The sequence below is a fragment of the Enterobacter cloacae complex sp. P1B genome, from assembly GCF_014982345.1.
Lineage (GTDB): Bacteria > Pseudomonadota > Gammaproteobacteria > Enterobacterales > Enterobacteriaceae > Enterobacter > Enterobacter bugandensis.
Genome location: NZ_JADCLF010000004.1, coordinates 229,437 through 241,555 on the forward strand (window position 1 = coordinate 229,437; position 12,119 = coordinate 241,555).

12 protein-coding genes are annotated in these 12,119 nt (G+C 54.9%); 10 read left to right on the top strand and 2 right to left on the bottom strand.

Features of this window, described 5'->3' with window-relative positions; translation table 11 throughout:
• Nucleotides 1-795 (top strand): metal-dependent hydrolase, encoded by a 795-nt coding sequence (locus tag INF77_RS04085; RefSeq protein WP_028012723.1) that lies wholly within the window; start codon nt 1-3, stop codon nt 793-795.
• A gap of 297 nt (nt 796-1,092) precedes the next feature.
• Nucleotides 1,093-2,526, top strand: a complete 1,434-nt coding sequence (gene ptsG / locus INF77_RS04090; protein WP_028012724.1) for a PTS glucose transporter subunit IIBC — start codon at nt 1,093-1,095, stop codon at nt 2,524-2,526.
• Between the two features lie 71 nt (nt 2,527-2,597).
• Here the strand turns inward: ptsG and fhuE are convergent, their stop codons facing one another.
• Complete coding sequence (fhuE, locus tag INF77_RS04095) at nt 2,598-4,787, bottom strand: ferric-rhodotorulic acid/ferric-coprogen receptor FhuE (protein ID WP_063942646.1); 2,190 nt, start codon at nt 4,785-4,787, stop codon at nt 2,598-2,600.
• Between the two features lie 340 nt (nt 4,788-5,127).
• Here fhuE and hinT point away from each other — a divergent pair, with 340 nt between their 5' ends.
• The 8 genes from hinT to INF77_RS04135 all read left to right on the top strand — a co-directional run bounded on the left by hinT (nt 5,128) and on the right by INF77_RS04135 (nt 11,215).
• Nucleotides 5,128-5,487 carry a purine nucleoside phosphoramidase gene (gene hinT, locus INF77_RS04100; protein WP_006809243.1) on the top strand — a complete coding sequence of 120 codons (360 nt, stop codon included), beginning with the start codon at nt 5,128-5,130 and terminating at the stop codon, nt 5,485-5,487.
• Between the two features lies 1 nt (nt 5,488).
• Nucleotides 5,489-5,863 carry a YcfL family protein gene (locus INF77_RS04105; RefSeq protein ID WP_045261636.1) on the top strand — a complete coding sequence of 125 codons (375 nt, stop codon included), beginning with the start codon at nt 5,489-5,491 and terminating at the stop codon, nt 5,861-5,863.
• 13 nt (nt 5,864-5,876) lie between these two features.
• A complete protein-coding gene (gene lpoB, locus INF77_RS04110) occupies nt 5,877-6,521 on the top strand; it encodes a penicillin-binding protein activator LpoB (protein WP_126327402.1) in 645 nt (214 codons plus the stop codon).
• Nucleotides 6,502-7,326, top strand: a complete 825-nt coding sequence (thiK, locus tag INF77_RS04115; protein ID WP_193066444.1) for a thiamine kinase — start codon at nt 6,502-6,504, stop codon at nt 7,324-7,326. The genes lpoB and thiK overlap by 20 nt, the downstream gene beginning before the upstream one ends.
• A gap of 11 nt (nt 7,327-7,337) precedes the next feature.
• Nucleotides 7,338-8,363, top strand: coding sequence for a beta-N-acetylhexosaminidase (gene nagZ, locus INF77_RS04120; RefSeq protein ID WP_041912030.1), 1,026 nt, complete (start codon nt 7,338-7,340; stop codon nt 8,361-8,363).
• Nucleotides 8,364-8,397: 34 nt separating this feature from the next.
• Nucleotides 8,398-8,940, top strand: coding sequence for an alpha/beta hydrolase YcfP (gene ycfP, locus INF77_RS04125; RefSeq protein ID WP_008500781.1), 543 nt, complete (start codon nt 8,398-8,400; stop codon nt 8,938-8,940).
• A gap of 237 nt (nt 8,941-9,177) precedes the next feature.
• Complete coding sequence (locus tag INF77_RS04130) at nt 9,178-10,482, top strand: NAD(P)/FAD-dependent oxidoreductase (RefSeq protein ID WP_028012730.1); 1,305 nt, start codon at nt 9,178-9,180, stop codon at nt 10,480-10,482.
• Nucleotides 10,483-10,675: 193 nt separating this feature from the next.
• Entirely contained in the window at nt 10,676-11,215 is a 540-nt protein-coding gene (locus tag INF77_RS04135; RefSeq protein ID WP_028012731.1) for a glycine zipper 2TM domain-containing protein, read from the top strand.
• A 59-nt stretch (nt 11,216-11,274) separates the two neighbouring features.
• Here INF77_RS04135 and comR read toward each other — a convergent pair whose 3' ends face one another.
• Entirely contained in the window at nt 11,275-11,910 is a 636-nt protein-coding gene (gene comR / locus INF77_RS04140) for a TetR family copper-responsive transcriptional repressor ComR (RefSeq protein WP_028012732.1), read from the bottom strand.
• Between the last annotated feature and the right edge of the window lie 209 nt (nt 11,911-12,119).

Here is a 12,119-nt window from a genome sequence, read left to right on the forward strand (position 1 = left end):
ATGTTTTTAGTCGACTCACACTGCCATCTTGATGGCCTGGATTATCAATCCCTGCACAACGACGTGGATGACGTGCTGGCGAAAGCCGCTGCCCGCGATGTGAAATTTTGTCTTGCGGTGGCGACGACGCTGCCAGGGTATCGCTCAATGCGTGAGCTGGTGGGCGATCGCGATAACGTGGTGTTCTCCTGCGGCGTTCATCCGCTGAACCAGGACGAAGAGTATGACGTAGAAGAGCTGCGCCGACTGGCAGCAGAAGCGGGCGTCGTGGCGATGGGTGAAACCGGGCTGGACTATTTTTATACGCCGGAAACGAAAGCGCGCCAGCAGGCGTCTTTCCGCAACCATATTCGCATCGGCCGCGAACTGAATAAACCGGTCATCGTACATACACGCGATGCGCGCGCCGATACGCTGGCGATCCTCCGGGAAGAAAACGTGACGGATTGCGGTGGCGTACTACACTGTTTCACAGAAGACAGAGAAACGGCGGGTAAACTGCTTGATTTGGGGTTTTATATTTCGTTTTCCGGGATCGTGACGTTCCGTAACGCTGAGCAGCTCCGTGATGCTGCGCGCTATGTCCCGCTCGATCGCATTCTGGTGGAAACAGACTCTCCGTATCTGGCGCCGGTACCGCATCGCGGTAAAGAGAACCAGCCGGCCATGACGCGAGACGTCGCAGAGTACATGGCCGTGCTTAAAGGCGTCAGTATCGAAGAGCTGGCCCGCGTCACGACGCAAAACTTCTCTGCGCTGTTCCATATCGACCCCGCCCGCCTGCAATCCGTCTGATAAGCCTGTTTTTTTTAGGCTCGTAATTAATAAATAAAACGAGTAAAGTTCACCGCCTCATTTGGGGCGGTGACGGTGTTCTTAGAAACATCCAGACATGCTTTTTGTAAATTACTGAAAGTTTTTCGACCGTCTTAAGCTGAAACGTGATAGCCGTCAAACAAACTCAGAGGGAATTATTTTACTCTGTGTAATAAATAAAGGGCGCTTAGATGTCCTGTCCACGGCACGGTACTCCCCCCGGGCCAATGCGTGAAAGCGTAAAAAAAGCACAAATACTCAGGAGCACTCTCAATTATGTTTAAGAATGCATTTGCTAACCTGCAAAAGGTCGGTAAATCGCTGATGCTGCCAGTATCCGTACTGCCTATCGCAGGTATCCTGCTGGGTGTCGGTTCTGCTAACTTCAGCTGGCTGCCAGCCGTAGTTTCCCATGTGATGGCTGAAGCAGGCGGTTCCGTCTTTGCTAACATGCCTCTGATCTTCGCTATCGGTGTGGCGCTGGGCTTCACCAATAACGACGGCGTTTCTGCGCTGGCTGCAGTGGTTGCTTACGGCATCATGGTGAAAACCATGGCTGTGGTTGCGCCGCTGGTTCTGCATTTACCGGCAGAAGAGATTGCCGCGAAACACCTGGCAGATACCGGTGTTCTGGGCGGTATCATCTCCGGTGCGATTGCAGCGTATATGTTCAACCGCTTCTATCGCATCAAGCTGCCTGAGTATCTGGGCTTCTTCGCGGGCAAGCGTTTTGTTCCGATCATCTCTGGTCTGGCAGCGATTTTCACTGGCGTGATCCTGTCCTTCATCTGGCCACCAATCGGTTCCGCTATCCAGACCTTCTCTCAGTGGGCTGCTTACCAGAACCCGGTTGTCGCGTTCGGTATCTACGGCTTCATCGAGCGTTGCCTGGTGCCATTCGGTCTGCACCACATCTGGAACGTTCCATTCCAGATGCAGATTGGTGAATTCACCAACGCAGCAGGTCAGGTGTTCCACGGCGATATCCCACGTTACATGGCGGGTGACCCAACTGCAGGTAAACTGTCTGGTGGCTTCCTGTTCAAAATGTACGGCCTGCCGGCTGCTGCGATTGCAATCTGGCACTCTGCTAAGCCAGAAAACCGTGCAAAAGTGGGCGGTATCATGATCTCCGCAGCGCTGACCTCGTTCCTGACCGGTATCACCGAGCCGATCGAGTTCTCCTTCATGTTCGTTGCGCCAATCCTGTACATCATCCACGCTGTACTGGCTGGCCTGGCGTTCCCAATCTGTATCCTGCTGGGTATGCGTGACGGTACGTCCTTCTCTCACGGCCTGATCGACTTTATCGTTCTGTCCGGTAACAGCAGCAAGCTGTGGCTGTTCCCAATCGTGGGTGCGTGCTACGCCGTTGTTTACTACACCATCTTCCGCGTGCTGATCAAAGCACTGGACCTGAAAACTCCGGGTCGTGAAGATGCAACTGAAGACAGCAAAGCAGGCGCGACCAGCGAAATGGCTCCGGCACTGGTTGCTGCGTTCGGCGGTAAAGAGAACATCACTAACCTGGACGCGTGCATCACTCGTCTGCGTGTGAGCGTTGCCGACGTTGCGAAAGTGGACCAGCCGGGTCTGAAAAAACTGGGTGCAGCGGGCGTGGTTGTTGCAGGTTCGGGCGTTCAGGCTATCTTCGGTACTAAATCCGATAACCTGAAAACCGAAATGGATGAGTACATCCGCAACAGCTAAGCTGTGACCTGGGGAGACTAAGGCAGCCGAATGGCTGCCTTTTTTATTACTGTGGTTTGTTGTGCCAACACTCAGAAGTCGTAGCTTGCGCTCACTGAGACGTTCAGCGGTGCGCCATAAACCACGTAAGAGCCGACGTAATCGTAATACTCTTTGTCGAACAGGTTGTTGACGTTCGCCTGAATAGCAAAATCTTTGGTGACCTGATAGCGGCTGAACAGGTTAACCAGTCCGTAGCTGCCTTGCTCTGCGCGGGATTGTCCCGCCGGGCCACCGTCCACATCCGTCCACACTTTGTTCTGCCAGTTTACGCCACCGCCCACCGTCAGCGCCGGCAGCATTGGCAGTTGATAACGGGTAAACAGCTTCATTGTCGTGCGCGGCTGATCGGAACTGACAGCGCTGCCGTTCTTATCTTCCGCAATGTAGCGGGTCGCGCCGAACGTCAGCTGCCAGTTATCGGTCAGGGCGCCGTTCAGCTCGAACTCAATCCCTTTGCTGACCACGCCGTCCAGCGATTCATAAATCGACTCACCGCTCGGCATGTAGGTATAGGTGTTGCTCGCCACGTTATCCTGCTCGATGCGGAAAATCGCCAGCGAGGTGGTCAGACGGGTATTAAACCAGTCTGCTTTAACACCGGCTTCGTAGCTTTTGCCCGTGGTCGGATCGAGATAACGTCCGCTGGCGTCGCGCTTGTCCTGCGGCTGGAAGATGGAGGTATAGCTGACGTAGGTCGACCAGTCTTCGTTGATATCGTAGACCAGGCCCGCGTAAGGCGTTACGTCATCTTCAGTGCTTTCCAGACGGGTGTCAGGAGAGCCCGCCGGGTTATAGCGAATGTTGTAGTTGGTGTAGCGCGCCCCGAGGATCAGGTGCAGCGGGTCAGCCAACGAGAAGCGGGCGGAGGTGTACGCTGAGGACTGGCGAATGTCGTCCTGGCTATAGAGCTTCCACGGCGTCCACTGCGGATCGGCGATATTTCCGTTCCAGTTTTTGAAATTCCCCACGTCCACCATGCCGTACAGCGCATCCGGCATTCTGTTGTCATAGTGGTTGCGCTGTCGGCTGAAACTGCCGCCAAACATCATCTCATGCTGGCGGCCGAAAAGATCGAAGCCGCCGCGCAGGAAGGCATCAACCGCATCCTGTTTGCGTTCACCTCTGTTCCAGCCGCCGTAGCCAACCATGCCCGCCCCGGTCTCTTTTTCCGGATAGCCGGACATATACATCAGCTTGCTGTCGAAGTTGGTCTCCGCGTGCATGCCGTTGACGTGCGCTTCCCAGCCGTTGTCGAAACGCTGGGTCAGGTTAGCGAAGATGCGGGTGCTATCCTTGTCCGAGTAGGCCCAGTCAGGCGCGACGGTCTGGCTGCGATTGTAGTCGGTTTTACTCCCGTCGCTGTACCAGGTCGGCAATCCGCCCCAGGTCGGATCGGCGGTGTGGCTTTCCTGATATTCATACCCTACAGAAAGGGTGGTGCTGTCGGTGACGTCCGCATCCACCACGCCGTAGAGGAACTTCTTCCGGTAGTGGTAGTTATCTACGAAGCTGTCGTTGTCCTGATAGCCCGTAATCAGGCGTCCCCGTACCTTCCCGGACTCTACCAGCGGTGCCTGGAGATCCAGCACGTAGCGCTGCTTGTCCCAGCTGCCGTAGCTGGCCGAGACATTGCCTTTGAACTCATTGCTGTCCGCATGCTTACGCACCATATTGACGTACGCCGCCGGGTTACCAGTGCCGGACATCAGCCCGGTCGCGCCGCGAACCACTTCGATACGGTCGTAAATCGCGGTATCGGCGGCGGTGTCGCCGAAGTTCCACACTTCGCTGATGGAGGTGGGCAGGTCGTCATACGCGTAGTTACTGACGAAAAATCCGCGCGAGTAAAAGACGGTACGATCGCTGTCCTGCACCTGCGCCGTTACGCCCGTGGTGTTGGTTAACACCTGGCCGATAGATTGCAGGTTCTGATCCGCCATGCGCTGTTGGCTAATGACGCTAACGGACTGTGGGATATCACGGGGAACCAGCAACAGCTTTGTGCCGGTGGTGGTGGTTTTTACGCTGTAATCCCGGTCCTGACTTGCGGAAGGATCCTGCGTATTGTCAAAACCTCCATCCACGACGACGGTGTCTTCGGTTGCTGATGCAGCGAAAGCGGCGGCTGGCGTCAATGCCATAGCAATACAGGCTGCCAGCAACGAAGGCGTTGCGACAGGCTGACGTTGCCCATCCCTGGTGTGATCAATGAAAGACATTATCAAACCCTTATGAACGGTGAAGAGTGTTTGCGTCAGTCCCACAAATACGGTCTGACGTCGTTTTCTATGTTAAAAATGCGCATGAAAATGCAAATGCGAAATATACGCATTGCCATTAATGCTGTAAACAGATGTGTCGTGCGAAACTGAAATAATGTTTCAGCCCGTTAAGGCACGCGAGCGGTCACTCTTCAGTCAGCTGATGAATATTCAGCAAAGAATTCGGGGGAGAAGGTTGAAAGGACAGGAGAAACTCGCTCATACTCTTGAATTGTGTCACACAGTCCTCCAGAGAGTGTGTTAACAGCGGACGCACCTAACAAAAAAGGAAAAGGTCATGGCTGAAGAAACGATTTTCAGTAAAATTATTCGCCGCGAAATCCCGTCGGATATCGTCTATCAGGATGAACTGGTAACGGCTTTCCGGGACATTTCCCCTCAGGCACCGACACACATCCTTATCATTCCTAATATTCTGATTCCGACCGTAAACGACGTAAAAACCGAGCACGAAGTGGCGTTAGGTCGTATGCTGACGGTGGCGGCGAAAATTGCCGAGCAGGAAGGCATAGCGGAAGACGGTTATCGTCTGATCATGAACTGTAATCGTCATGGCGGCCAGGAAGTTTATCATATTCACATGCATCTGCTGGGTGGACGTCCGCTGGGACCGATGCTGGCTCACAAAGGTCTGTAACATGTTTAAAGGGCGTATTGCAGCGCTGGTAATGATGATGATGGTTGTGGGGTGCAGCACGCGTCCGGCGATCCCCGTCAGCGATGAACAGACGCTGGTAATGGAATCCTCCGTGCTGGCTGCGGGCATCACGGCGCAACAGCCCGCACTGACCATCAGTGAAATTAAATCTTCTGCCTCCTCTACGCTCTATAACGAAAGAAATGAACCGGTGACGGTCCACTACCGTTTTTTCTGGTATGACGTAAGAGGTCTTGAGATGCACCCGCTGGAGGCGCCGCGCAGCGTCACTCTTCCGGCAAGGTCGTCGGTAACGCTCTATGACAGCGCCAGCTATCTGGGTGCGCATAAGGTGAGACTTTATCTTTATCTCTAAGGGGTGAACCTTGATTAAAAATATGAGCCGTTATGCGCTCGTGACCGCATTCGCGCTGTTCCTCGCAGGGTGTGTGACCCGTACAGAACAGCCAGCACCTGTGGAAGAGGCAAAGCCGGGTACCGAGCAGCCGACACCGCCAACGCAGACCCAGCCAACCGTGCCGTCTGTACCGTCTATTCCGTCACAGCCTGGCCCGATTGAACATCAGGACCAGACGTCACAGCCTGCGCCGCGCGTGCGCCATTACGACTGGAACGGTGCGATGCAGCCGATGGTCGGTAAAATGCTGCAGGCTCAGGGCGTGACGGCAGGCAGCGTGCTGCTGGTCGATAGCGTGAACAACCGTACCAACGGTTCGCTGAACGCGGGCGAAGCGACAGAAACGCTACGCAATGCGCTGGCAAACAACGGTAAGTTTACGCTGGTCTCTGCTCAGCAGCTCGCGTTAGCCAAACAGCAGCTGGGCCTGTCGCCGCAGGATAGCCTCGGCTCCCGCAGCAAGGCGATTGGCATTGCCCGCAACGTTGGCGCCCAGTATGTGCTGTACTCTAATGCGACCGGTAATGTGAATACCCCAGCCCTGCAGATGCAGCTGATGCTGGTTCAGACAGGCGAAATTATCTGGTCAGGTAAAGGTGCGGTTACGCAACAATGACACCACGCGTGATGAGATTCTGACGCGTTATTTTCCACAGTACCGCCTTATCGCGCCGCAGGCCCACTCCGGGCTTAGCGGCGCGAGTTGCATTATAGCGCGGGGCGCGCACCGTCTGGTCTTGCGGCAGAACCACGATCCCTTCGCCCCGGCTTTCCAGTTTCGCCGTCAGTTTCGCGCCCTCAAACGCCTTCCGTCGGATCTCGTGCCTGAACCCCGATTTTTCAGCAAGGGCTGGATGGCCGTCGACTATCTGGAGGGGGAGGTGAAAAGCGCGCTGCCGGACACCCCAGCGCTTGCGGCGATGCTGTATCATCTGCACCAGCAACAGCGTCTGGGGTGGCGAATCGCCTTACTTCCACTGCTGGAAAACTACTGGCAACAAGCCTCTCCAGCAAGACGTACCCCAGTGTGGCTTGCGCATCTCAAACGGCTGCGTAAAGCGGGCGAGCCGCAACCGATTCGGCTCTCGCCGTTACATATGGATGTGCACGCCGGGAACATCGTGCATACGCCACAGGGCGCCAGGCTTATCGACTGGGAATATGCCGGAGACGGCGATGTGGCGCTGGAGCTGGCCGCGGTCTGGACGGAAAGTGAAGCCGCGCGGCAGAAACTCATCAGAGAGTATGCCAGCGTTGCGCACTTTAACGCCGATGCGCTGGCACGCCAGGTGAGACGCTGGCGGCCCTGGGTCATCATGCTGATGGCGGGCTGGTTTGAGATGCGTTTGCAGCAGTCCAGAGATAAACAATTTATTGCGCTGGCAGACGATGCCTGGCGCCAGTTACAAACGAAAGGATAAGAGAGGTGAGTGTGGGTCCAGTCATGTTGGATGTAGAAGGGTTTGAGCTGGATGCGGAGGAGCGTGAAATTCTGGCGCATCCGCTGGTGGGCGGCCTGATCCTGTTTACCCGCAACTATCACGATCCGGCGCAACTGCGTGAACTGGTGCGCCAGATCCGCGCCGCGTCGCGCAATCATCTGGTGGTGGCCGTCGATCAGGAAGGCGGCCGCGTGCAGCGTTTTCGCGACGGTTTTACCCGCCTGCCGGCAGCCCAGTCTTTCGCCGCGCTGCTCGGCACGGAAGAGGGTGGGAAACTGGCGCAGGAAGCCGGCTGGCTGATGGCCAGCGAAATGATTGCCATGGATATCGACATCAGCTTTGCCCCGGTGCTGGATGTGGGTCATATCAGCGCCGCGATTGGCGAGCGCTCCTACCATGAAGATCCGCGTATTGCGCTTGCAATGGCGACCCGGTTTATCGACGGGATGCACGATGCGGGAATGAAAACCACCGGGAAACACTTCCCGGGCCACGGGGCGGTGACGGCGGATTCCCACAAAGAGACCCCGCGCGACCCGCGTCCGGAAGCGGAAATTCGCGCCAAAGATATGTCGGTGTTCCGCTCGCTTATCACCGATAACAAGCTGGACGCCATTATGCCCGCGCACGTGATTTACAGCGATGTGGATCCGCGTCCTGCCAGCGGCTCCCCGCACTGGCTGAAAACCGTTCTGCGCCAGGAGCTGGGTTTCAACGGCGTTATTTTCTCCGACGATCTGTCGATGGAAGGGGCGGCAATCATGGGCAGCTATGCTGAGCGCGGTCAGGCCTCGCTGGATGCAGGTTGCGATATGATCCTGGTCTGCAATAATCGTAAAGGTGCCGTTAGCGTGTTGGATAACCTGTCACCGATCAATGCAGAGCGTGTTACGCATTTGTATCATAAAGGTTCATTTAGCCGTCAGGAGCTGATGGATTCGGCGCGCTGGAAGTCGGTCAACGCCCGGCTTGAAGACCTGAATGAGCGCTGGCAGGCACATAAAGCCAGCCTGTAAACCCTCCCGGAAGGCGTAGCGTGGTGAGAAGACAATGATCATCTATTTACACGGTTTTGACTCAAACAGTCCTGGTAATCATGAGAAGGTGCTACAGCTGCAGTTTATCGATCCCGATGTACGGCTGATTAGCTACAGTACGCGCCATCCGAAGCATGATATGCAGCATCTGCTCAAAGAGGTGGACAAGATGCTGCAGCTTAACGTCGACGATCGCCCGTTGATTTGCGGCGTGGGGCTGGGCGGCTATTGGGCGGAGCGGATTGGCTTCCTGTGCGACATCCGCCAGGTGGTCTTCAATCCTAACCTTTTCCCGAATGAGAACATGGAAGGCAAAATTGACCGCCCGGAAGAGTATGTCGATATTGCGACCAAGTGCGTGAGCAACTTCCGTGAGAAAAACCGCGATCGCTGTCTGGTGATCCTCTCGCGTAATGATGAAGCACTGAACAGCCATCGGGCCGCAGAGCTGCTGCATCACTATTACGAGATCGTCTGGGACGAAGAGCAGACCCACAAGTTCAAGAACATCTCCCCGCACCTCCAGCGCATCAAAGCCTTTAAAACGCTGGGCTAAACCACAGCCTGCCACTTCAGAAACCCGGTCGCGAACGCGCACCGGGTTTCTTTTTGTCCAGAATTGTCTACTTTTAAGCCATCAAAACTTGATGCATATCAATTTTGGTATGACCAATGCGCCTGACGTGTTATTCTCAATGCACCTGAATGGTTTCAGTGCTGTAACCTGTTGTTAATTAAGGGTTATTTTCATAACTTTTAATTAACAATTGGTTAATAATTTGAGGGGGTCACGTTGACTACGCCATTGAAAAAGATAGTGATTGTAGGCGGTGGTGCTGGCGGGCTGGAGCTGGCCACACAGTTAGGCAAGAAGCTGGGGCGCGGTAAAAAAGCCAAAATCACGCTGGTGGATCGTAACCACAGCCACCTGTGGAAACCGCTGCTGCACGAAGTGGCGACCGGCTCACTGGATGAGGGCGTGGACGCGCTGAGCTATCTGGCGCACGCGCGCAACCATCATTTCCAGTTCCAGCTGGGCTCGGTGGTTGACATCAACCGTGAGAGCAAAACCATTACCCTGGCCGAGCTGCGTGATGAAAAAGGCGAGCTGCTGGTCCCAGAGCGCAAGCTGGCGTATGACACGCTGGTGATGGCGCTCGGCAGTACCTCCAACGACTTCAACACGCCGGGCGTTAAAGAGCACTGTATCTTCCTCGATAACCCGCACCAGGCGCGTCGTTTCCACCAAGAAATGCTGAACCTGTTCCTGAAGTACACCAGCAATCTGGGTGCGAATGGCAAGGTTAACATTGCCATTGTCGGCGGCGGCGCGACGGGCGTTGAGCTGTCCGCAGAGCTGCACAATGCGGTTAAACAGCTGCACAGCTACGGTTACAAAGGGTTAACTAACGAAGCGCTGAACGTGACGCTGGTTGAAGCGGGTGAGCGTATTCTGCCTGCGCTGCCTCCGCGCATTTCCGGCGCAGCGCACAATGAACTGACGAAACTGGGCGTGCGCGTCCTGACGCAGACCATGGTGACCAGCGCTGACGAAGGTGGACTGCACACCAAAGACGGCGAGTATATCAAAGCGGATCTGATGGTCTGGGCGGCAGGTATCAAAGCGCCTGACTTTATGAAAGATATCGGTGGTCTGGAGACGAACCGCATTAACCAGCTGGTCACCGAGCCGACGCTGCAAACCACGCGCGACCCTGAAATCTTCGCTATTGGTGACTGTGCCTCCTGCGCGCGTCCTGAAGGGGGCTTCGTGCCGCCGCGCGCTCAGGCCGCGCACCAGATGGCAAGCCTGGTGCTGCACAACATCCTGGCGCAGTACAAAGGCAAGCCAATGAAGGCGTATGTCTATAAAGACCACGGTTCTCTGGTATCGCTGTCAAACTTCTCTACCGTCGGTAGCCTGATGGGTAACCTGATGCGTGGCTCGATGATGGTGGAAGGGCGCATTGCACGCTTCGTGTATATCTCCCTGTACCGTATGCACCAGATCGCGCTGCACGGCTACTTTAAAACGGGCCTGATGATGCTGGTGGGCAGAATCAACCGCGTCATTCGTCCACGTCTGAAGCTGCACTAATCTTTCACTCCCTCCGGGCCCTCCGGAGGGATTTTTTAGCATATCATGCTGTTCGTCGTGGATTAGGTGCCTAAGAGTTCTCCTAAACGCGATATATCTCTCCCCGATGTCCACTTTTTGATCCTTTGTCTTATTGGCGAAGCCGCGCCTCCATAGCAGAATTGTTACCAATAGCAACAAAGGAGGAAGTCCCGTGAATAAATCAATGTTGGCGGGTATAGGGATCGGCGTCGCAGCTGCGTTAGGTGTGGCTGCTGTTGCCAGTCTCAACGTTTTAGATCGTGGCCCGCAGTATGCGCAGGTGGTTTCTGCAACGCCTATTAAAGAAACCGTAAAAACCCCACGTCAGGAGTGCCGTAACGTCTCCGTAACCCACCGTCGTCCGGTACAGGATGAAAACCGTATTGCCGGCTCTGTTCTGGGTGCGGTAGCGGGTGGGGTGATTGGTCACCAGTTTGGAGGTGGTCGGGGTAAAGATGTCGCGACCGTGGTCGGCGCGCTGGGTGGCGGCTATGCCGGTAACCAGGTGCAGGGCGCAATGCAGGATAACGATACTTACACCACGACCCAGCAGCGCTGTAAAACCGTCTATGACAAGTCGGAAAAAATGCTGGGCTATGACGTGACCTACAAAATTGGCGATCAGCAGGGCAAAATCCGCATGGATAAAGACCCGGGCACCCAAATTCCACTGGATGGAAACGGCCAGCTGGTACTGAATAACAAAGCGTAAAAAAGATGTTCTCTGAACTTAGCTCCTCAAGCGCTCAGGCTGAGGAGCTTTTTTTTGCGTCAGATTTTGAGCAGTTCAGGCCACAGGCGCAGCGTGGTGTCGGAAATGTTCTGCAGTTTTTCCAGCGTCGCCCCTTCACGGGCGCTGATCGACATTCCCTGTAAAATACAGCTCAGGTATTGCGCCAGCATCTGAGGCTGGCAGTGCGCGGGAATTTCACCGCGCTGCTGGCGCTGAGCCAGAAATGCGCTGAGCGTCTCCTCCTGCATCGCATGACGCGATTTCACCGTATTGGCGATCTCTTTTGATGCTGCCGCCAGGGTGGCAGAGGTGTTAATCATAAAGCAGCCCGCGGGGGTCTCTTTACTGGTGAAGCAGGTGGCAACGGCGGTGAAGTAATCCCGTAGCGCCTGTTCAACGCTTTTCTCTTCACAAAATAGCTGGGCTTCGTGTTTCGCCGCAAAGCGCGAAATGTACCTGTCCAGCACCGCCCTGAACAGCCCCTCTTTATTGGTAAATTCAGCATAAAGCGTCGGCGCTTTAGCTCCGGTGGCTTCTACCAGATCGGAAAGCGAGGTCGCTTCATACCCATGTTGCCAGAAGAGAGTCATGGCCTTATCAAGCGCTGCATCCCTGTCAAACACTTTTGGTCGGCCACGGCTTTTCTTCACACAACTCGTGACGTCGGTTGTCATTTGCCGTTGGTCCTCTGTTGGTTTGTTGAATGACCATTATAAAAATAAACGCAACCCACCACCAGTGCAGAATGCTTAAAAATAAATTAATCATATATGTATGAAAAATAACAATTTTAAAATTTAATTAATGCTCGTTATAAAAATGTGTTGACGCGTGAGCTGGATCACATTTATCATTTACCTATCGATCGTTAACTAAATATCTA